Source organism: Streptomyces sp. NPDC001348, from assembly GCF_053597535.1.
The window spans coordinates 87,978-107,975 of sequence record NZ_JBSFIK010000024.1 but is presented as its reverse complement, the minus strand read 5'-3'; the positions used below and the strand labels follow the sequence as shown (position 1 = coordinate 107,975).

The 19,998-nt window shown below is 72.3% G+C and carries 17 protein-coding genes and 2 pseudogenes; 9 read left to right on the top strand and 10 right to left on the bottom strand.

What is annotated here, in order from left to right:
- Positions 1–9: 9 nt before the first annotated feature.
- The 5 genes and pseudogenes from ACWC21_RS24590 to ACWC21_RS24570 all read left to right on the top strand — a co-directional run bounded on the left by ACWC21_RS24590 (position 10) and on the right by ACWC21_RS24570 (position 4,288).
- Positions 10–603 carry a hypothetical protein gene (locus ACWC21_RS24590; RefSeq protein ID WP_450884965.1) on the top strand — a complete coding sequence of 198 codons (594 nt, stop codon included), beginning with the start codon at positions 10–12 and terminating at the stop codon, positions 601–603.
- Positions 600–980, top strand: coding sequence for a hypothetical protein (locus ACWC21_RS24585; protein ID WP_450884964.1), 381 nt, complete (start codon positions 600–602; stop codon positions 978–980). The genes ACWC21_RS24590 and ACWC21_RS24585 overlap by 4 nt, the downstream gene beginning before the upstream one ends.
- 231 nt (positions 981–1,211) lie before the next feature.
- Positions 1,212–1,721 (top strand): hypothetical protein, encoded by a 510-nt coding sequence (locus tag ACWC21_RS24580; RefSeq protein ID WP_450884963.1) that lies wholly within the window; start codon positions 1,212–1,214, stop codon positions 1,719–1,721.
- Positions 1,722–1,818: 97 nt separating this feature from the next.
- A pseudogene (locus ACWC21_RS24575) lies at positions 1,819–2,127 on the top strand (site-specific integrase); the annotation flags it as partial.
- Positions 2,128–2,605: 478 nt separating this feature from the next.
- Positions 2,606–4,288 (top strand): SWIM zinc finger family protein, encoded by a 1,683-nt coding sequence (locus tag ACWC21_RS24570; protein WP_450884962.1) that lies wholly within the window; start codon positions 2,606–2,608, stop codon positions 4,286–4,288.
- A 42-nt stretch (positions 4,289–4,330) separates the two neighbouring features.
- On the opposite strand, the gene ACWC21_RS24565 is transcribed toward ACWC21_RS24570, so the two are convergent.
- A complete protein-coding gene (locus tag ACWC21_RS24565) occupies positions 4,331–4,744 on the bottom strand; it encodes a PIN domain-containing protein (protein ID WP_450884961.1) in 414 nt (137 codons plus the stop codon).
- Entirely contained in the window at positions 4,741–4,998 is a 258-nt protein-coding gene (locus tag ACWC21_RS24560; protein ID WP_345056183.1) for a type II toxin-antitoxin system VapB family antitoxin, read from the bottom strand. The genes ACWC21_RS24565 and ACWC21_RS24560 overlap by 4 nt, the downstream gene beginning before the upstream one ends.
- A gap of 157 nt (positions 4,999–5,155) precedes the next feature.
- Here ACWC21_RS24560 and ACWC21_RS24555 point away from each other — a divergent pair, with 157 nt between their 5' ends.
- Genes ACWC21_RS24555 through ACWC21_RS24540 form a run of 4 tightly spaced genes read left to right on the top strand, consistent with a single transcriptional unit; the run spans position 5,156 to position 13,354 of the window.
- A complete protein-coding gene (locus ACWC21_RS24555; RefSeq protein WP_450884960.1) occupies positions 5,156–6,775 on the top strand; it encodes a TIGR02677 family protein in 1,620 nt (539 codons plus the stop codon).
- The gene (locus tag ACWC21_RS24550; protein ID WP_450884959.1) at positions 6,772–8,010 is read left to right on the top strand and encodes a TIGR02678 family protein; all 1,239 of its coding nucleotides are present in this window, start codon (positions 6,772–6,774) and stop codon (positions 8,008–8,010) included. The genes ACWC21_RS24555 and ACWC21_RS24550 overlap by 4 nt, the downstream gene beginning before the upstream one ends.
- The gene (locus ACWC21_RS24545; RefSeq protein ID WP_450884958.1) at positions 8,007–12,110 is read left to right on the top strand and encodes a TIGR02680 family protein; all 4,104 of its coding nucleotides are present in this window, start codon (positions 8,007–8,009) and stop codon (positions 12,108–12,110) included. The genes ACWC21_RS24550 and ACWC21_RS24545 overlap by 4 nt, the downstream gene beginning before the upstream one ends.
- Positions 12,101–13,354 carry a TIGR02679 family protein gene (locus ACWC21_RS24540; protein WP_450884957.1) on the top strand — a complete coding sequence of 418 codons (1,254 nt, stop codon included), beginning with the start codon at positions 12,101–12,103 and terminating at the stop codon, positions 13,352–13,354. Before ACWC21_RS24545 ends, ACWC21_RS24540 begins: the two co-directional genes overlap by 10 nt.
- Positions 13,355–13,512: 158 nt before the next feature.
- On the opposite strand, the pseudogene ACWC21_RS24535 reads toward ACWC21_RS24540, so the two are convergent.
- The 8 genes and pseudogenes from ACWC21_RS24535 to ACWC21_RS24500 all read right to left on the bottom strand — a co-directional run.
- Positions 13,513–13,857: pseudogene (locus tag ACWC21_RS24535) on the bottom strand ((2Fe-2S)-binding protein); the annotation flags it as partial.
- Positions 13,858–13,964: 107 nt separating this feature from the next.
- Positions 13,965–14,663, bottom strand: coding sequence for an SDR family oxidoreductase (locus ACWC21_RS24530; protein WP_450884956.1), 699 nt, complete (start codon positions 14,661–14,663; stop codon positions 13,965–13,967).
- 33 nt (positions 14,664–14,696) lie between these two features.
- Positions 14,697–15,257 carry a PaaI family thioesterase gene (locus ACWC21_RS24525; protein WP_450884955.1) on the bottom strand — a complete coding sequence of 187 codons (561 nt, stop codon included), beginning with the start codon at positions 15,255–15,257 and terminating at the stop codon, positions 14,697–14,699.
- Positions 15,254–16,897 carry an MFS transporter gene (locus tag ACWC21_RS24520; RefSeq protein ID WP_450884954.1) on the bottom strand — a complete coding sequence of 548 codons (1,644 nt, stop codon included), beginning with the start codon at positions 16,895–16,897 and terminating at the stop codon, positions 15,254–15,256. Before ACWC21_RS24520 ends, ACWC21_RS24525 begins: the two co-directional genes overlap by 4 nt.
- Before the next feature lie 271 nt (positions 16,898–17,168).
- Positions 17,169–17,582 (bottom strand): nuclear transport factor 2 family protein, encoded by a 414-nt coding sequence (locus ACWC21_RS24515; protein ID WP_450884953.1) that lies wholly within the window; start codon positions 17,580–17,582, stop codon positions 17,169–17,171.
- Positions 17,583–17,665: 83 nt separating this feature from the next.
- Entirely contained in the window at positions 17,666–18,499 is an 834-nt protein-coding gene (locus ACWC21_RS24510) for an enoyl-CoA hydratase/isomerase family protein (protein WP_450884952.1), read from the bottom strand.
- A gap of 68 nt (positions 18,500–18,567) precedes the next feature.
- Positions 18,568–19,185 carry a class I SAM-dependent methyltransferase gene (locus ACWC21_RS24505; RefSeq protein WP_450884951.1) on the bottom strand — a complete coding sequence of 206 codons (618 nt, stop codon included), beginning with the start codon at positions 19,183–19,185 and terminating at the stop codon, positions 18,568–18,570.
- A gap of 57 nt (positions 19,186–19,242) precedes the next feature.
- The gene (locus ACWC21_RS24500; protein WP_450884950.1) at positions 19,243–19,902 is read right to left on the bottom strand and encodes a response regulator; all 660 of its coding nucleotides are present in this window, start codon (positions 19,900–19,902) and stop codon (positions 19,243–19,245) included.
- Positions 19,903–19,998: the final 96 nt, after the last annotated feature.

The following is a 19,998-nucleotide window of genomic DNA, read 5'->3' as shown; positions in this document are numbered from 1 at the left end:
AGGCCCCGTATGCCGCTGAGCCCGCTCGCGATTCACGAGCTGACCGAGTCGGTACTCGCCTGCGTGTGCGCCGCTCTCGACGAGACGGCACCCCAGGTCGAGAGTCAACCAGGCTGCCCGACCTGCCGGCGCTGCGTCGTGCCGGGCACCGCGGCGTGGGACGGCTGCGAAGACCCGTGCACCGGTGAGGCGTCCGGGCAGCTGACGGTCAACGTCACCCGCATCTACCCGTCAACGACGGCCAACTTCCCCTCGCAGGACCAGACGGTCCGGGACCTGCGGAACTGCCAGCCTCCGCCCGTCACCGCGGTCGAGCTGGTCGTCACACTGCTGCGTTGCGCACCAGGCCCAACCGAGGAAGGCTGCCCGCCGGGCTGCGACGCCCTGTCCGAGGCGGCACGCGTCCTGCACGTCGATGCGCTGACGGTCTACAGCGCCCTGCTCTGCTGCCTGCCGGCCACCGGCGGGGGCCGGAGGGGGCGCCAGTTCGTCCTCGGGCAGCAGCGCATCATCGGCCCGCAGGGCGGCTGCGTTGGGCTTGAACAGACCGTCACGGTGGCGCTGCCAGCGTGCCCGCCGTGCACGACGAAGGAGGGGCCGTGAGCGTTGACGTTCGGGTCGAGCCCGGCCGGATCGCGCGGCTGCTGCGCATGCGCGGCGGCCGGGTTGAGCGGAAGCTGCGGGAGCGCACGGCGCGGGTGGCGCGGATCGCCGAGGCGGAGGCGCCCGGGTCGATGGGCCGCTACATCAGCTGGGACATCACGCAGGGGCCGCGCGGCCTGGAGGGCGTCATCACCTGCGACCACCCCGCCGTGAACTACGTCTTGAACGGCACCAGGCCCCACCTCATCCGGCCGCGAAGGCGCAACGGTGTGCTCAGGTTCGAAGTCGACGGGAGCGTGGTGTTCACCAGGCTGGTACGGCACCCGGGCACGCGGGCGAACCCGTTCCTTCAGCGGGCGCTGCGGCTGGGCCGCTGAGTCGCGGCCAGCTGTCAGAGCGCTGCGTCAGAAGGGTGGCCTCGGTGACGAGATCAATGAAAACGGCTAACCCGGTAACCGGCCGCACCCAGCGCCTGGCCGGTGAGGAAGGCGGTGGTCTCGGCAGTGTGGCTAAAACTTCCCTGGAAACACTTGACAATGCGTGTCACATTGATCAGCAAGTGCGGACATCACAAAGGGAGCAATTTGCAACACCGAGAAGGGAGATTTATGCGCGTCGGACGACTGCTTCGCGGGGCGACCGTATCGAGTGCTGTCGCAGGGTTGATGGTGCTGAGCCTCACCTCCAGTACCGCCCACGCTGATGCGATCAACAACTCCTGTGGCGGCACCGATGGGAACGGCTACAACCCCAACAGTTCCAGTGTGACGAACGTGACCGTTTATGAGCAGGAGGTGGGGGTCGGTAACGATAGCGATGCTGTTCTGCAAGTCAAGGGAGGGGTCCTGAACGGTGTTGACATCGTTTGGGCCAAGTTGTACAACGCGAGCGTCGGCGATGCCGTCTCGCTGCGCTGGTCAGATGACCTTGGGGCCAATTACCACCGCTGTGGTCGTCCCGCAAGCGCGGGATATGCGTTCATCACCTCCGGCAGCGACCAGTACACACTCGCGAATAATTCGCTGCGGGGCGAACGTGGGTTCAAAGCCTGCGCATACGACGCCAGCGCAGACATCTACGACTGCACTCCCAATGGTTCCATGTGGATCTACCCCTGACTTGACGGCAGAGTCATCCTGAGCAGGTTCAGTGCGGCGCAGCTCATCGCCCCTGACGCAAGGATCAACCGAGGAAATTGTTCGACCGGGTCCCCGGGTGTTCCGCCGGATCGTGACGCGGGCCGGGCTGCCGCCGATCAACCTCCGCGACCTGCGCCACCTCGCGGCGACGCTGGTGCACGCCGGCGGCGGCGACATCTTCGCGGTGCAGAAGACGCTGCGGCACGCGTCGGGTCAGCTCACGTCGGACACGTACACGGAGCTGCTGGAGGACGTCGACCGGGACATCGCGGAGAAGGCCACCGGTCTGGTGCCGCGTGCCCGGCGCAGTGCCGAGATCGAGCCCGTCGAGCAGGACCAGGACGACCCCGGCGAGGGCGGCGACGAGCAGGGTGAAGCGGCGTAGGCTGCCGGGCGAGCAGAATTCGAAGGGCGCCGTCGATGCAGGTCGCGGGGCCCTTCTGCTCGCCCCGTGCTCGCCCGAACGCCCCGTAACGCGACGGTAGTCTGCGTCACGAGCCATCACGAGCCCAGTAAGGTGGGTGCGTCGGTAGGGATGCTGACCTGCACTGTTCGACAGCGTGCGGCATGAGGCGTCATTTGGCGTCACGAGCGGCGGCGATCGCACAGCGGACTCATAATCCGTCGGCCGTGGGTTCGAGTCCCACCCGCCCCACCAGAGGCAAGTTGACCGGGACTGCGGTGCGGCTTCGCGGTGCATTTCTTGCTTGGGCTCTCTCGCCGTCGCGACCAGCTCCGCGCGGACGCCCGCGGCAGGGCTGCGTCCTTCGGCTCGGGTACCCCGCCGCACGCGGCCGCGCACGAGTGGACGGCAGGAGTCGCCGGGCCTCCGCGAGCCCCCCATCCGCGGTTGAATATGCGGTGTGGCACGGAAAGTTGTGGGGTTCGGCGAGGACGATCTGCGGGCGCTGGCCGGGGTTCGGTCCTTCGAGCGGGGGCTGGGCTATCTGGACGCGGTGAGCGGTCTGGAGGTGGGGGAGAGCTCGGTCACCGCCGTGGTGCACGGTACGGATGTCTACGAGGTGGAGCTCACCCTGGCCGGGGAGGACGGGCTCTCGGGGTGGTGCGACTGCCCGTACGGGCAGGAGGGCAACTTCTGTAAGCACTGTGTGGCGGTGGGGCTGACCGTGCTGCGGCGGGCCAGGACGATCCCGCGTCAGCGGGCCGCGGCACAGGCACGGGCCTCCGGCTTGGAAGCGTGGCTGACTGCGCTGTCCCGGGACGAACTCCTGACGCTGGTGCGGGAGCAGACCGCCGAGGACCGCGGGCTGCGTCGGCGCCTGGAGCTGCGGGCCGCCGCGGCTCGTTCCGACCTCGGTACGGTCCGGGAGCGGATCCTGGTGCTGATCGATCCGCGGCCCTTCGCCCGGTACGGGTACGTCGAGTACGCCGATGCCCCCGGGTATGCGCAGCAGGTGGCAGAGGCGGCGGCCGCGGTGCGCGCCCTGACCGCCGACGGTCGGGCGGCGCAGGCGGTCGGTCTGGCCGAGGAGGCGATCCGGGTGCTGGGGGAGGCGTACGGGGAGATCGACGACTCCGACGGTGTGGTGGGGCAGGCCGCCGCCGCGGTGGCCGAGGCCCATGTGGAAGCGTGCGGAGCCGCGCGCACCGATCCGGAGCGGCTGGCCGAGTGGCTGGTCGGCCAGGTGCTCGGCGACGGCGGCGGGCTGACGGATCTGGACCCGCTGGACTATGCCGAGGTGCTGGGGCCGAGTGGGCTTGCCCGCGTGCGGCAGTTGGCGGCGGAGGCACTCAGGCGCAGGCCGTCCGGGTGGGCGGCGCGGTATCTGATGGAGCGTCTGGTCAAGGCGGAGGGCGACATCGACGCGCTGGTCGCCCTGTACGCACAGGACCTCGACCCGTCAGGTGCCACCCATCTGCGCATCGCCGAGGAGCTGGAGTCCGCGGGCCGCGCTGACGAGGCGCTCACATGGGCGGAGCGCGGACTTCGGGACTGTGCCGCCGAGACGTACATCGAGGGCCGTCTGGTCGACTACGTGTGTGCCCGTTACGCGAAGGCGGGGCGGTCGGCGGACGTGGTCGGCGTGCGCCGGGACCGGTTCCGCATCGAGCGGTCCCTGGCCGCCTACCAGCAGCTGCGCTCTGCCGCTCAGGCCGCAGAGTGCTGGGGGGCCGAGCGCGTGGCCGCGCTGGCCGCGCTGAAGGAAGACGCCCGCCGTGAGCGCGGCGGCCGGTACGGCGGGCCCGTGCTGATCGACGCGCTGCTCGATGACGGCGATGCGGACGCCGCCTGGCGCGAGGCCGAGGGCGTCGCCGACGACCGGCAGTGGGAACACCTCGCCGACCTGTCGCGCGAGACGCACCCGGCCGAGGCGCTCGCGGTCTACCTGCGGCTGGTCGAGCGGCTGAAGGAGCCGACCGGTGACCGGGTCTACGAGCATCTGGCCCGGCTGCTGCAGGGTGCCCGTGACTGCCATCGTGTGCTGGGGACGCAGGAGGCGTTCACCGGCTATCTCGCCGGCCTGCGGGCGGAACTGAAACGCCGGCGCAAGCTGATGAGCATCCTCGACCGGTACGGGCTGTGAAAGGGGCCCGATGCCCGCTCACCGCGTGCCGGACTGTGCTTCTCAGTCCCTGACGTCGATCATGCGTACGGGCTGTCCGGTCGCACGGGCGACCGTCTCGAAGTCGCGGTCGTAGTGCAGCAGGGTCAGCCCCGCCTCTTCCGCGGCGGCGGCGACCAGCAGGTCGACGGGTCCCGCGCTGCGATGCTCGCCCTTGGCGGTGAGCAGTTCCTGGACGACGCGTGCGCGGCGGTAGATGCCGTCGGGCATGGGGCACCAGGTGTAGTGGGCGTTCAGCGTGCGCTTCACGCGTTCTCGGTCTGCCGCCGAGCGTGCGGAGCAGAGGACTTCCAGTTCGGTGATGTCGCAGAGGGCGACGAGTCCCGCGCCGATCCTGTCGTCCCACTCGGCCGTGCTCTGGCCGAGGAGGACGCGGGCGAGGGCGGAGGTGTCGATCAGGTAGTCGGCGACGGTCACGCATCCGCTCCCGCGCCGCCGGCACCGTCCGGCTCGCCGGTGGACCGGTACTTGCTCTTGTCGAGGAGGACGTCCATGTCCAGGGCGCCTTCGGCGACCAGTTCGCGGGCCTCTCCGAGAGCGCGCAGTCGCCGGTAGCGGGCGGTGACCTCCCGCAGGGCGGTGTTGATGGTGTCGCGCTTGGTCGTGGTGCCGAGCTCCTTGGCGGCAGCCTCCAGGGCCTCGTCGTCGAGATCGATCACGGTGCGGCTCACGGCGCCCCCTTATATATAGCCTCATATATCAATATACCTGATCGAGTATGCCTGGGCGGGGGTTACTCGTTCCGAGTCGTCTGCGCATGGCAGCCCAGCGCAAGGGTCTGGCCGGAACTGCCGCTGGAGAGGTCTCATCGGGAAGAATGCCAGGACGATGACGTCACGCCCTCCGGAACCGGACCGCATCCGCCCCGACGAGGCCGCCGCATCCGCGGATTCCTCCACCGAGACCTCGTACGCCCCGTTCGCCCACCTCACCGCACCCAACGCCGCCCTCTACCGCCAGGTGATGCGTGTGTTCCTGCTGGCCAAGGAGCGGTTCGCGGTGCATCTGCGGCCCGAGGACGTGCACGCCGCGCTGCCGTCGGAGCACCGCCCCGCCGCCCCGGACCCCGTGGTCAAGGCGCTGGACAGCCTCGTGGGGTGGGGCAATCTGCGGGCCGATCCGGACACCTCCCGGGTCACCGCGGTCGAGGACTTCTACCGCAGGCGCTTCATCTACCAGCTCACCCAGGCCGGCGAGGCCGCGGAACAGGCGCTGTCCGTGTACGACGAGGCGCTGGGGCGGCGCGGCGCGCTGCAGGCGGTGGCGCTGCACGACATCGTCACGCAGCTGCGCGCCCTGCTCGTGATCGCCGCCGAGCACGAGGAAGGCGAACCGGATCCGGCCAAGGCCCACCTGGCGCTGTCCACGCTGACGAACCGGTTCGAGGCGCTGGCGGAGAACGCGCGCGCCTTCATGGGGTCGCTGCAGCGCACCATCGACCTGCACGGCGTCGAGGTCGAGGTGTTCCTCGCCTACAAGGACCGGCTGATCCAGTACCTGGAGCGGTTCATCCAGGACCTGATCACGCTCGGCGGGCGGATCGCACGGCTCATCGGCGAACTGGAGGAGCAGGGCCGGGTCGGCGTGCTGCTGCGGCTGGCGGCGGCACGGGAGGCGGCCGACGCTGCCCCGGACGAGGCCGAGAGCGCCGAGGCGCGGGCGCGGGCGCGGTGGGCGGCGAAGTGGGCGGGCCTGTCCGCCTGGTTCGTGTCCGCCGACGGCCGCGAGTCCCAGGCCCGGCTGCTGCGCGGCCGCGCCCTCGGCGCCATCCCGCAGCTCCTCGCCGTCGTACGGCAGTTGAACGAGCGGCGGGCCGGGCGTTCGGACCGGTCGGCGGACTTCCGCACCCTGGCCCGCTGGTTCGCCGAGGCCCCCGACGCCGAAGCGCGGCACCGGCTGTGGCGCGCCGCGTTCGGTCTGTACCCGGCCCGGCATCTCACCGTCGACGCCGACACCCTCGCCGACCGCGCGGCCCGCCCGGTGGCCGCCTCCACCCCGTGGGCCGAGGCCGAGCCGCTGCGGATCAGCCCGCAGCTGCGCCGCACCGGCAGCTACGAGCGGCGCGGAAAGCCCCGCAAGGTGCAGGACCGCTCCGAACAGCGGCGGCTGCTGGCGGAGATCGCCGCCAAGCAGGCGGAGGAGATCGCCGCGGCCCGCGCCCGGCTCGCGACGGACGGCACCACCCGGCTGTCCGCGCTGGGAGAGCTCGACCCCATGGCCTTCGGCCTGTTCCTGCGGCTGCTCGGCGATGCCCTGGCCACCTGGCGGCCCGGCATGACGACGACCGTCACCACCAGCAACGACGGCACGATGGACATCCGGCTCACCGCGCTCGACGACGGTACGACGGCCGAGGTCCGCACGCCGGGCGGGGTGTTCCGCGGCCCCGACCACCTCGTCGAGATCACCGATCTGACCGCGGGTATCCCCGCACGGGAGGCGCGATGACCACACCCCTGGGTGAGGTGCTGGACGGCCGGCGCACCGCCGAGTTCCAGAAGGCCGCACGTGCCCTGCTCAAGGAGCCGCTGCTGCTCGCGCACGGCCCGGACGCCGACGCGTACCGCCTGGTCAGGCAGTACGCCGGCGAGCTGCGCGACTGGTTCGAGCGCAACACCGGCTGGTCGCTGCGGGTGGACGCGGAGGTCGCCCGGCTGTGCAAGACGCCTGGCACCCTCGCCGACGCCACCCACCCGGCCCGCGAGGCGTCCCGCGCCGGTGCGCCGTTCACCCGCCGCCGCTACGTGCTGCTGTGCCTGGCGCTCGCCGTACTGGAGCGCGGGGAGGCACAGATCGCGCTCGGCCGTCTCGCCGAACAGATGGTGCTGGAGGCCGCCGACCCGCACCTGGCCGCGGCCGGGTTGGAGTTCACGCTGGAGCGGCGCGACGAGCGAGGGGACCTCGCCGCCGTCGTACGGCTGCTGCTGCGCCACGGCGTGCTGCGGCGGGTCGCCGGGGACGAGGACGCCTACGTCAGTGGGACGGGCGATGTGCTCTACGACGTCCAGCGCCGTGTCCTGGCCGGACTGCTCTCCGCCCGCCACGGCCCCTCCACGATCACGGCCGACGGCTTCGAGGAGCGGCTGGACCGGCTCATCGCGGAGAGCGCGCTGGACAGCGACGACCTGCGGTTCCGGGCGATCCGCCAGAAGCTCACCCGCCGCCTCCTGGACGACCCGGTGCTGTACTACGACGAGCTGAGCGACGAGGAACTCGCCTACCTGACCCGCCAGCGCGCCTTCCTCACCGCCCGCGTCGGCGAACTGACCGGCCTGGTGGCGGAGGTGCGCGCCGAGGGCATCGCCATGGTCGACCCCCAGGACGACCTCACCGACGTACGGATGCCGGAGCAGGGCACCCACGGGCACGTCACCCTGCTGCTCGCCGAGCACCTCGCGGCGGCGGGCGGCGAGGTGAGCCGCGAGGAACTTGAGCGCCGGGTGCGGGAACTGGCCGTCGAGCACGGCGGGTTCTGGTCCAAGAGCGCCAAGCAGCCCGGCGCGGAAGGGGAGCTGGTGGAGCAGGCTCTGGCCAAGCTGACCGCACTCGCCCTGGTCACCCGCACGCCCCAGGGCGTGGCTCCGCTACCCGCACTGGCCCGGTACGCGGTCGGCGAGACCGTTGTCGTGGAACCGGGAGTCCGCAGTCCCCGCACCTCTCGACGAAAGGCACCGCAGCCGTGACCGCCCTGCCCCAGCCCGCTCCCGGCCGCTGGCGACCGCTGCGCATCGGCCTGGTCGACCTCTTCCACTACGACACCGAGGAGTTCTGGTTCCGCGACGGACGGCTGCTGCTGCGCGGCAACAACGGCACCGGCAAGTCCAAGGTTCTCGCCCTCACCCTCCCGTTCCTGCTGGACGGCGACCTGTCCGCGCGCCGTGTGGAGCCGGACGCAGACCCGAACAAGCGCATGGAGTGGAACCTGCTGCTGGGCGGGGAGCACCCGCACCCCGAGCGGCTCGGCTACACCTGGATCGAGTTCGGCCGCGTCGACGCCGACACCGGGCAGGCCCGTTTCCGCACGCTCGCCTGCGGGCTGAAGGCGGTCGCGGGCCGCGGCATCGCCCGCCACTGGTACGCCGTCACCGACCAGCGCGTCGGCGAGGACCTGAGCCTGCTGGACGCCACCGGCACCGCGCTGTCCCGGGACCGGCTCGCGGACGCGGTCGCCGGACGCGGCATGGTGTACGACACGGCCACCGCGTACCGCAGGGCGGTCGACGAGGCGCTGTTCGGCCTCGGCGAGCGGCGCTACGCCGCCCTGGTCGACCTGCTGATCCAGCTGCGCCAGCCCCAGCTGTCGAAACGGCCCAACGAGACCGCCCTGTCCCGGGCGCTGACCGAGGCGCTGCCGCCGATGGACCAGGCGGTCGTCGCGGACGTGGCCGAGGCGTTCCGGTCCCTGGACGAGGAGAAGGAGGAGCTGCGGGCCGCCGCCGAGGCGGAGCGGGCCGCCTCCGCGTTCCTGGACCACTACCGCCGCTACGCCCGCGTCGCGACAAGGCGCCGGGCCCGGCTGCCCCGCAGCGAGCACGCCCGCTACGAGCAGCTGCACCGCGACCTGGCCCAGGCCCGTGCCGAGCGGGAGGAGGCCGAGCGGGACCGGGCCGCTGCCGCTGAGCGGATCGCCGAGCTGGAGGAGACCGCCACCCGTCTGAAGGCGCAGGAGGCGGCCCTGCGCGAGGGCCCCGAGATGCGCAGCGCCCGGGAGCTGGAGCAGGCGGCGGCCGATGCCCGCCGCACCGCCGGGGAGCTGGCCCGCGCCGAGGCCGACCGGGACGATGCGGCCCAGGCGCACACCCGGGCGCTCGGCCGCCTGGAGACGGCCCGGCGACGCCTCGACGCGGCCGAGGAGCGGATCGCCGACACGCTCACCCGCGAGCGGGAGGCGGCAGCCGCGGCCCGGCTCGACGGCGGGCTGCGCACCGACGGCGTGCCGGAGAGCGAACTGCGGCGTACGGCCGAGGAGTCCGTGGCGCGCAGGCGCCGCACCGTCGAGCACGTGGAGGAGCTGGCAGCCCGCGCCGACGAGGCCGCCGCCGAACGGCGGGCCGCCGCCCGCCGGCTGGACGAGGCCGAGACCGAGGTCGGCCACACCGCGGGGCGACAGGCCGAGGCCGAGGAGCGGGCCGCCGAGGCGGGCCGGGACCTCGTGGCCCGCGTCCGCACGCATCTGGACGCCTGCCAAGAGCTGGCCGTCGCCGATCCGGCCGGGCTGCTGGACGGCCTCCAGGACTGGGTGACGCACTGTCAGGGCTCTTATCCCGCACGGGAACACGCGGCTCAGGCCCACCGCGAACGGGCGGCGCGTCTGGCCGACCGGACGGCCGCCCTCGGACAGGAACTCGCCGGGCTCCGGGCCCGGTCCGCCGAGGCCGAGCGGGAACTGGCCGAGCTGGAGGCGGGCGGCCAGCGCGGTCCCACCGCACCGCACACCCGGACGCCCGGCGTCCGCGACCAGGCGCCGGGGGCGCCGCTGTGGCGGCTGGTCGACTTCCGCGAGCAGGTGCCGGCCGGTGAACGGGCGTGCCTGGAGGCCGCGTTGGAGGCCTCCGCTCTGTTGGACGCCTGGGTGTACCCGAACGGCACCGCCGTGCACGCGGACGGGCACGACGTTCTGCTGTCGCCGGGTGCCCCCCTGAGCGGGCCGACGCTCGCCGACGTGCTCCGCCCCGCCGTCGACCACGGCGACGCCCGAGCCCTGTCGGTGGGTGAGGAGACCGTCTCCCGGCTGCTGGCGGCCGTGGGTCTCGGCTCCGGCGGATCCGGTGACACCTGGGTGGCGGCCGACGGCCGCTTCCGTATCGGGGCGCTGACCGGCGGTTGGTCGAAACCGGCGGCCGTGTACGTCGGCGAGGGCGCCCGCGAGGAGGCGCGCCGGGCCCGGATCGCCGCCCTGCGTGACGAACTCGGCGCCCTGGCAGGCGAGATGGACCGGCTCGACGCCGAGCGCGCCGACGTGGACCGGCGCCGGGGAACCCTCGACACCGAGCTGGCCGCCCTTCCCGACGACGCCGCCCTGCGCCACGCGCACGCGCTCGCCGCCGCCGCCGACGACGCCGCGCACCGGGCTCGTTCCCGCCGCGACGAACGCTCGGCCGAACTGGCGGCCGTGTCCCGGCGGCAAGCCGGGGCCGCCACCGAACTCGCCGAGACCGCGGCGGCGGTGAACCTGCCCGCGGACCGGGCGGGCCTGGTCGCCGTCCGCCAGGCCCTGGCCGACTACGGTGCCGTCCTCGCCGCCCTGTGGCCCGCCCTGAGCGAGCGCACCGACGCGGCGCGTGCCCTGGCCGACGAACAAACCGAGACCGAGCGGGCCGGCACTCGGGTGGCCGAACTGTGCCTGCGCGCCGAGGAATCGGCGCGTCTCGCCGCCGCAGCAGACGAACGCCACACCACCCTGCGTTCCACCGTCGGCGCCGCCGTCGGGGAACTTCAGCGGCGCCTCGCCGAGACCGCCGACGCGCTGGTCGCCTGCGAGGGCGACCAGCGGCGGGCCCGCGAGGACCACACGGCCGCCGACCGGCGCGCCCATCTCGCCCAGGGGCACATCGAACGCCTGGAGGTGGACGTCCGTGACGCTACCGCGGCCCGCGCCGAGGCCATCGCGGCGCTCCAGCGGTTCGCGGCCACCGGGCTGCTCGCCGTCGCCCTGCCCGAGGCAGCCGTACCCCCGCTCGACGCCGGGCCATGGGCCGCCACCCCGGCCGTCGCCCTCGCCCGCTCCATCGAGGCCGAACTGTCCGGAACCGATGATTCCGAGGGGGCCTGGGAGCGGGTGCAGAAGCGACTCAGCGAGGAGTACAAGAAGCTTCAGGACGCCCTCTCCCGCGGCGGCCACAGCACCTCCGCCCGGATGGCCGAGGAGGGCATGGTCGTCGAGATCGTCTACCAGGGCCGTCAGCGAACCGTCCCCGAGCTCGCCGAGGCCCTCGCCGCGGAGGTCGCCGAGCTGACCCGCATCCTGTCCGCGCACGAACGCGAGATCCTCGAAACCCACCTCCTCACCGAGGTCGCCGGCACGCTGCAGGAGCTGATCGGTGCCGCCGAGCGCCAGGTGCGGGCCATGAACGCCGAACTTGAGGAACGGCCCACCTCCACCGGCATGAGGCTGCGCCTGGTCTGGCGCCCTTCGCGCAAGGCTCCGGCCGGGCTCGCCCAGGCCCGCGAGCGGCTGCGCCAGTCCGCCGACGCCTGGACGCCCGAGGACCGGGCCGCGGTCGGCGAGTTCCTGCAGGCCGAGATCGCCCGCAGGCAGGCCGACGACACCGCGGGCAGCTGGCTGGAGGTCCTCACCGCGGCCCTCGACTACCGCGCCTGGCACGAGTTCGGCATCGAACGCCACCAGCACGGCAAGTGGGTCCCGGCCACCGGGCCCGCCTCCGGCGGCGAACGGGTCCTGGCCGTGAGCGTGCCGCTGTTCGCGGCGGCCTCCTCGCACTACGCCACGGCCGCCCCGCACGCCCCGCGCCTGGTCACCCTGGACGAGGCGTTCGCCGGGGTCGACGACGACTCCCGCGCCAAGTGCCTTGGCCTGCTGCACGCCTTCGACCTGGATGTGGTGATGACCAGCGAACGCGAATGGGCCTGCTACCCGCAGGTTCCCGGCATCGCCATCGCCCAGCTCTCCCGCGTCGAGGAGATCCCGGCGGTCCTGGTGACCCGATGGGAATGGGACGGAGCCGAACGGGTGCGGGGTACGGAGCCGGGCCATGGGCTCGTGTCCCTGCCCGCGCAGGCCGTCGCCTCCACCGCTGAGGGCGAGGACGCCCTGTGGCCGTGAACGACGGGCGGCCCCCGGCGCCCGTCGACCGCGACCGCCTGGCCCGGCTGCTCGGTGGCCCGGACCTCGCCTGGCTGGTCGACCGCGTACGCCGCCGCATGGCACGGGAGGAGCCCCTGACCGGCCCGGTCACCCTGGCCGACCCCACCCCCGCGCAGCGCGCCGCCGCCGAACGGCTGCTGGGCCGTGCCCCCGGCGCCGGACGCTCGCTCAGCGTGCGCCTCGACACGGTGGACGCCGTCCTGCGCCGCTCCGGCGTCAGCCCCGGCGGCCTGGGCTCCGCCGTCACCGCCCTCACCGGACCCGTCGCCCGGGTCGCCGACGTTCGCGAGCGGGAGGAGCAGGCATGGCGGGACGCGTACGCCCCGCTCGACGAGCTCATCCACACCCACAGGCCCCAACTGGCCGGCTGGGCCGAGCGGCTGCGCGCGGACGGCCTCGTACGCCGGCTCGCCCGCACCGCGCAGGCGGCGAAGAGCCTTCTGGGCGGCACGGCCGAGGCCCTGCGCCGGCTGCCCGCAGACCCGGCCGTCTCCCTGTCCGTTTTCGCCGCCGCCACCCTCAACGACGCCCACGCCCTCGACGACGGCACCCCGCTCGCCACTCTCGTCCTGTCCGGTGCCCGCGCCCTGACCGGCTTCCCGGAGGGCAGCGGAGCCGAATGGCGCCGTGAGGCCTGGGCCTCCGCCGGGCTCCTCAAGGACGCCCTGTCCGCCACGGTCCTGACCCTGGGCCTGCACGGCTCCCCTGCCCTCGACTGGGCGGCCGGCGAGGGCGAACCCGCGGTCCTGACGCTACGACAGCTCACCCGGCAGCCGCCACGCACGGCACCTGCTGTCGTCCGCGTCTGCGAGAACCCGGCCGTCCTGGCCGTCGCGGCTGACACCCTGGGCACCGCCTGTCCGCCGCTGGTCTGCCTCCAGGGCCAGCCCTCGGCCGCCGCCCTCACCCTGCTGCGCCACCTGCACGCCAGGGGAACCACGCTGCGCTATCACGGCGACTTCGACTGGGGCGGTCTGCGCATCGCCTCCGCCCTGCTGCGCCGCGTGCCCTGGCACCCCTGGCGCTACACGGCCGTCGACTACCGTGCCGCCGTCGCGGCCACCCCCCTGGCCCCGCCCCTGACCGGCACGCCGACCACCGCCGCGTGGGATCCGGACCTGCCCGCTGCCCTCACGGAACTCGGCGTGCGCATCGAGGAGGAGGCGGTACTCGACGACCTGCTGACCGATCTCGGCCAGTGAGCGGGGCGGCTACGGCGCCGTAGCCGTCTCACCGCGTGTCCCAGGCTCCTCCCACGGGGAGGCTCCCAGGACCGCCAGGGGACACGCAGGGGACGGAAGGACCCGGAAAGATCAGGAAGGCCGACGCGGAGAGAGAGCGGCAAAGTGCTTCTGACCTGCTGCTCCAGCGGATGCAGCTGGCCGCCGTCGGCCAGCCCCTCGATGGTGGTGACCTCGGCACCCTGCAGGCCCACCGCCAGCGTGAGGCAGGAGTTGACGCGCCGCCCGTCGACGTGGACCGTGCAGGCCCCGCAGGCACCGGCGTTGCAGCCCTTCTTCGTGCCGGTCAGGCCGAGTTGCTCGCGCAGCAGGTCCAGCAGCGAGGTCCGGTCGTCGATCACGGCGGTGTGCTGCTCGCCGTTGACGGTCAGCGAGACGCGACCGCTGGGGGGCGCTTCGGCGGCGGTCACGGCGGCTGCCTCCTCGGTGCCGAACGGAAGGGCTCCCGTCAGGCCACCGGCCATGACGGCGCCGCCGACCGCGGTGGTGGTGGCGATGAACGTGCGTCGGGACGGCTCTGACGCGGGCCCTTCAGCGGCGGAAGGCCGGGGGATTCCAGGGCGGCCGCTCGTCAGGGCAGTTCGGGGTAGAGCGCGGCGACGCCTCCGGCCAGCTCGGCCTGCACCTGGCGGCTGATGTCGTCGGCGAGGATCTCGTAGGCGCCGTCGGCTATGCCGTCGACGGCGAGCCGGGCGACGTCGGCGGGGGCGGTCTTGGGTCCGGAGACTTCCCTGATCATGTCGGTGTCCATGGGGCCGACGTGCAGTCCGGCCACCCGGATGTTCTGGTCGGCGAGTTGCGCGCGCAGTGCGTTGGTGAGCGACCACTCGGCGGACTTGGCGGCGCAATAGGCGCCGGACTGCGGGAAGCTGAACCAGCTCAGGACGGACAGGATGTTCAGGATGGTGCCGCCGCCGCCCGCCGCGATCTGGGGTGCGAAGGCGCGGATCACGGAGAGGGTGCCGAGGTAGTGGGTGTCCATCTCCAGGCGGACGTTGTCCAGGTCGCCGGTGAGCAGGTCGGTGGTGGTGCCTATGCCGGCGTTGTTGATCAGGACCGTGACGTCACCCGTGGCCTTGGCGGCTGCTGCGACCGAGGCGGGGTCGGTGATGTCGAGCGCGATGGGCCTGGCGCCCGGCAGGTCGACCTTGTCGGGGTTGCGGGCGCCGGCGTAGACGGTGGCGCCGCGGCTGAGCAGTTCGGCGGCGAGTGCGCGGCCGAGGCCGCGGTTGGCGCCGGTGACGAGGACGGTGCTGGTGGTGAGTTCCATGAGAAGTCCCTGGTGCGGTGAGTGGGGGGAGGGTCAGGCGGTCGGGCCGGTGCCCTGGGCGGCGTGCTGACTGGTGCGTGACGGCTGCTGGGCGTCGGCCTGGAAGATCTGGCAGCTGGTGGTGGCGTGGGCGAGCAGCCTGCCGCCGGCATCCGTGATCGTGGCGGTGGCGTAGGCGGTACGGCGGCCGACGTGCACGGCCGTGCCCTCGCAGCGGATGCGGCCGGTGTCGACGGTGACCGGGCGCAGGAAGGTGACGTTGACGCCCTGCGTCGTGTAGCCGGTTCCGGCGGGGAGGCGGCTGTAGACGGCGGCGCCGAGCGCGTTGTCGGCGAGGGTGGCGAGGATGCCGCCGTGGACGGTGCCCAGCGCGTTGTAGTGCCACTCCGTGGGGGTCAGCTCGAACACGGTGCGGCCGGGTTCGACCTCGCTGAGTTCGATGGCGAGGGTCGCTGTGGCCGGAGGCGGCGGCAGTGTTCCCTTGCCGAAGCCCTGCAGTACCTCCAGGCCACTCAGATGCTGGGCGGCCTCGACGGACGGGCGGGGGTCCTGCCAGGTGTAGGTGCGGTGGCGGGGCATGGGGTGCGTGTTCATGAGGCGGTGGGGGTGGTTGTGGGGGTGAGCATGTGTGTTCCGTTCTGGTGGGGGCGGTTGTGTACGGCGGCCAGGGCCAGCACGGCGGCGCCGAGGAGCACGGCGGCGGTGACGGCCAGGCCGGCGTGTACTCCGGCGGTGAAGGCGCTGTCTATCGCCGCGCGTCCCGCGCTGGACAGCGGTCGGGTTCCGGTGCTCCCGGAGGCGACGGCGGCCTCGACGGACGCCCGCGCGGTGGTGGGGACGCCGTGTGTGGCGAGCTGGTGCGGCAGGTCCGCTGCGACACGGTTGGTGAACAGCGAGCCGAGCAGTGCGGTACCCATGACCGCACCGACCTGCCGGGCGGTGTTGACGGCACCGGAGGCCATGCCCGCACGCTCGGGAGCCACACTGACCAGCGCGGCGGCTGTACTGGGCGCGACGACCAGGCCGCAGGCGGCCCCGAACAGGACGAACAGTGGCCACACCCGGCTGTATTGGGTGTCCGGCCCGATCGTGGTCAGGCCCAGGACAGCGAGAGCGCAGATCAGCAGGCCGAGCGTCAGGGGTGCCTTGAAGCCGGTACGGCGGATCACTCGGCCGGTGAGGTACGCCGAGACGACGTAGACGGCGAACAGGGGCAGCATGCGCCAGCTGGTGTCCAGCGCGTTCAGGTGCTGGACGTTGTTGTAGAACATCACCACGAGGACGGCCACGCCGGTGAAGCCGAACAGCGCCACCGCGGCGATGACCATCACGGCGCTGAACGAGCGCGACGCGAACAGCCGCACGTCGAGCATCGGCGCCGCCACCCGCGGCTCGACGGTGACGAACGCCGCCGCGCCGGCCGCGGCCACGAGCCAGGCGGTGATGACGGGGGCGGCGGTGTATCCGTCCTGGCCGCACTGGATGAGCGCGTAGACGAGACTCGCGATCGTGACGGTCCCGAGCAGGGCGCCGGTGATGTCGAGACGTCCGCCGGGGGCCAGGGACTCCGCGGCGAACGGGACCGCGACCAGCAGCGTGATGACTCCGAGGACGGCGTTGGGCACGAACACCGCCTGCCAGCCGAAGTGGCCGAGCAGGGCCCCGGCGAGCAGCGGTCCGACGGCAAGGCCGATGCCCGACGACGCCGCCCACACGGTGATCACCTCGGTCCGCCGGTGCGGATCGGCGAAGGTCGCGCCCAGGATCGCCAGGCTGTTGGGCAGGACCAGCGCACCGCCGACGCCCGAGACCAGCTGCGCGGCGATCACCATGGCGGTGGTGCCGGCGGACGCGGCCAGCAGACCGCCGCCGATCATGACGACCACGCCGACGCAGAACATCCGTTTGCGGCCCCACAGGTTGCCCAGGGTGCCGGCCGACAGCACCAGACTGGCCACGACCAGCGTGTACGCGCTCGGGATCCAGATGAGCGCGCTCGGGCTGACGTGGAGATCGTCACGGATCGCCGAGAGCGCCGAGATCGTGGCGGTGACGAGCAGGAACGTCATCATCACGCCCAGGCACATCGCCACCAGCGTCAGTGTTTCCCGGCGCTGTACGGCCGTCTCCGGGCGGGCTCCGGCTCTACGACCGCCCCTGCCGACCGGCAGCCGGCCCCCTGCCGACGCGGCGATACCGGCCGAACGCCTGCTGCGGGCGCGGTCCGTGGTCATGGAAAATCCTTCTTCGTTCAGCGAGGACGTGGGGGAATCGGTTTCGGGACGAACCGCTGGAAGGACCGCAGTGGCGCATGCCTGTGCTGCCGTGCGTCACCAGGGCCTTCCCGTACCCGGCAGTCGCGTCCGGGATCGTTGACGGCCTGGCACCGGCGGGAGTTCAGCCGTGCGGATCGTTCACCGTCCTCGCCCGGTGAACCGTGGTCCTCTCACCTGCGGAGGGCGGATTCAGCGACGAAAGGCCCTCGTGCTGGGGCACTTGCCGCGATCAGCCGGCGGCCATGCGCTGGGCCGCCTGCGACGCGAGGATCTGCACCGCGCCGGCGGGGCGCATCATCACCATGAAGTCGGTGATCTTGCCGTTCTCGTCGAACTCGACGAAGTCGGCGCCGACCAGGTGTGCGTCACCTACGCGGGTGCTGAACTCCAGGACATAGCCGGTTCCGCTGCCGAAGTGCCGCAGGTAGGTGAAGTCCTCCATGATGCCGAACACGACACGCAGGATCGCCACCATCGTGTCCTTGCCCTGATACGGCTCGAAGTCCGCAGGGGAACGGTAGGCGACGTTCTCCGTGAGCAGCTCGGGGAGCCGGTCCCAGTCCCGCTCCGCGACGATGCGTCGCCACTCCGTGATTCCGGCCTGCGCCGCCTCGGGCGGCTGGGCCGTCTGCATGTCAGCCATGGTGTCGTGTCTTTCGATTCGGTTGGTCGGAGGAGTGATCGACGTACTTCTCGCCGATGGGCGTCATCGCGAGGGAACGGCGCTCATGCCTGTTCGTTGATGAGGCCGGCGTAGTGGCCCAGGTTTCGCTCGATCTCCTCAAGGCCGATCTCCGCGATGGCCTTTCCGAGCTGCGGCACGCGTGCCTGGAATCCCGGCCAGTTGACCGATTCCGCGAACTCCGCCCAGGACGCGCGCAGATCGGCTGCCGGCGGCAGGGTCGACCGGTTGATCTGTGCCTTGGCGCCCAGGACCGACTGCTTGTCGAACGACGCGATGCGCGCTGCCACGCCGCTCACGAGGTCGTCGAGTTCGGCGTCGGGGACGGCCCGGGTCACCCACCCGTACCGCTCGGCCGTGTCGGCGTCGAAGTCCTGGCTGGTGAGGATCGCTTCCAGCGCGCGGTCCCGCCCCAGCAGCCGGGCCAGGCGGTCGCTGCCGCCACCGCCGGGGACTATGCCGATCGCGACCTCGGGCTGGCAGAAGAACGCCTCCTCGCGGCTGGCGTAGCGCAGGTCGAAGGCCAGGGTGATCTCGTCCCCGCCGCCCCGGGTGCGCCCGCGGATGGAGGCGATGCTGATGAACGGGGCACTGGTCAGGCTGGTGACCAGGTCGACCCACGTGGGAGTCCCGTCGGCACTGTTCAGCGCCAGGAGTTCGGGCACCTGGCCGAGATCGGCGTGATTGAAGAAGTATCCGGGCGTACCGCTGTCGAAGATGACGACCTGGACCTGCTCGTCCCGGCTCAGCTCGTCGACGACGTCGACGAGCTGGGTGACGGTGTCCGCGCCGACGACGTTCACCGGCGGATTCGAGAAGGTGACCTTGCGGATCTTCGGCGCCACTGTCTCGATGCTGAACATGCTGTGCTGCGTCATGGTGTGCTCCAGTGCTGAAGTTCTGAAAGTGCTCAAGTGGCTAGGGGGCGAGGGGACGAAGGGACCGATCACGGAGGTGCTGTCAACGCGTTTTCGGAGGCTGTCGTCGGCGGCCAGATGTGACTGGGCAGGGCGGCGCGGTGTACGTACGCCGGGGGGACGTTCGGCCACACCACCCGACTGCGTTCGACGGTGGCGAACCGCGCGGCCAGCTCGGCGGCGAACCGCCGGGCCGGCGGTGTCCACGCCGCGTGCACGTACGCGAAGGTGCTGAACCGGCCGCTCGGCCCGAGTGCGCCGGTCACCGCGTCGAGGATCCGGCGCTGCCCCTCGTGCGGCATGACCGTCCACGGCAGACCGGACACGATCACGTCGACCGGATACGGGACCAGCGTCGCCAGGTCTTCGGCCGAACCCTGGACCACCTCGACGGGGCCGCCCCGGTAGCGGTCCGCGAGCCGGTCGGCGAACACCGGGTTCAGCTCGATGGCCACCATCCGGGCCCCCGGCGCCAGTTGCCGCACGATCGCCTCGGTGATCGCGCCGGTGCCGGGCCCCAGCTCCACGACGACTTCGGCGCCATCCAGGCCGAGTCCGCAGGTCATGGCCTTTGCGAGGGTGGGAGAACTGGGAGCGACCGCGCCGGTGAGACGGGGGCGGCGAAGGAACTCCCGCATGATCGACATGCCCCGAACCTAGGTACCGGCTGTGTCGTCCGGCGTCCTCCCGAGCGCCCGACCGGGTCATCCGCCAGGACGAACCAGTCCGCTCTCGTAGGCGACGACGACGGCCTGTATGCGGTCGCGGATGTGCAGTTTGGTGAGGATCCGGGCCACGTGGGTCTTGACCGTGGTCTCGCCGAGGAACAGCTTCTCGGCGATCTCGGCGTTGTTCAGTCCTCGGCCGACGAGACACAGCACCTCCCGCTCACGGTCGGTCAGTGTGTCCAGGCGTGCGTCGGAGAGTGGGGCGACGGCGCCGGTGATGTACCGGTCGACCAGCCGCCGCGCCACCGATGGGGCGATCATCGTGTCGCCCCGCAGTACGCCGCGGAGGGCAACGAGGATCTCGGCGGCCGAGGTGTCCTTGACCAGGAAGCCGCTGGCTCCGGCACGCAGCGCCGCGTACGCGTATTCGTCGCGGTCACAGGCGCTGAGCACCAGGACGTGGGTGCCGGGCAGCTCGGCGCGCACTTGCGCGGTCGCCGAGATGCCGTCCAGACACGGCATCCGCACCCCCATGACGACGAGGTCCGGGCGCAGTGCGAGTGCCTGTGCCACGGCCGTCTCACCGTCCCCGGCCTCACCGACGACCGTGAGGTCCGCCTGGCTGTCCACCACCCCGCGCAGGCCGGCGCGCAGCAACTCCTGGGCGTCGCAGATCAGTACGCCGGCCTTGGTCATGGCGCCCCGCTCCCTGACACGGCCACCCGCCTGAGCGCGCCGCTCGGCTCGTGCCCGGACATCGGATGCGGATGGTCCACAGCGCGGGCACCGGCG

What these genes read in the sequence shown, in the direction of transcription:
- ACWC21_RS24590 (WP_450884965.1), top strand. Translation starts at nt 10, where the DNA reads ATGCCGCTGAGCCCGCTCGCGATTCACGAGCTGACCGAGTCGGTACTC.
- ACWC21_RS24580 (WP_450884963.1), top strand. Translation starts at nt 1,212, where the DNA reads ATGCGCGTCGGACGACTGCTTCGCGGGGCGACCGTATCGAGTGCTGTC.
- ACWC21_RS24555 (WP_450884960.1), top strand. Translation starts at nt 5,156, where the DNA reads ATGACGTCACGCCCTCCGGAACCGGACCGCATCCGCCCCGACGAGGCC.
- ACWC21_RS24550 (WP_450884959.1), top strand. Translation starts at nt 6,772, where the DNA reads ATGACCACACCCCTGGGTGAGGTGCTGGACGGCCGGCGCACCGCCGAG.
- ACWC21_RS24530 (WP_450884956.1), bottom strand. Translation starts at nt 14,663, where the DNA reads ATGGAACTCACCACCAGCACCGTCCTCGTCACCGGCGCCAACCGCGGC.
- ACWC21_RS24525 (WP_450884955.1), bottom strand. Translation starts at nt 15,257, where the DNA reads ATGAACACGCACCCCATGCCCCGCCACCGCACCTACACCTGGCAGGAC.
- ACWC21_RS24520 (WP_450884954.1), bottom strand. Translation starts at nt 16,897, where the DNA reads ATGACCACGGACCGCGCCCGCAGCAGGCGTTCGGCCGGTATCGCCGCG.
- ACWC21_RS24515 (WP_450884953.1), bottom strand. Translation starts at nt 17,582, where the DNA reads ATGGCTGACATGCAGACGGCCCAGCCGCCCGAGGCGGCGCAGGCCGGA.
- ACWC21_RS24510 (WP_450884952.1), bottom strand. Translation starts at nt 18,499, where the DNA reads ATGACGCAGCACAGCATGTTCAGCATCGAGACAGTGGCGCCGAAGATC.
- ACWC21_RS24505 (WP_450884951.1), bottom strand. Translation starts at nt 19,185, where the DNA reads ATGTCGATCATGCGGGAGTTCCTTCGCCGCCCCCGTCTCACCGGCGCG.
- ACWC21_RS24500 (WP_450884950.1), bottom strand. Translation starts at nt 19,902, where the DNA reads ATGACCAAGGCCGGCGTACTGATCTGCGACGCCCAGGAGTTGCTGCGC.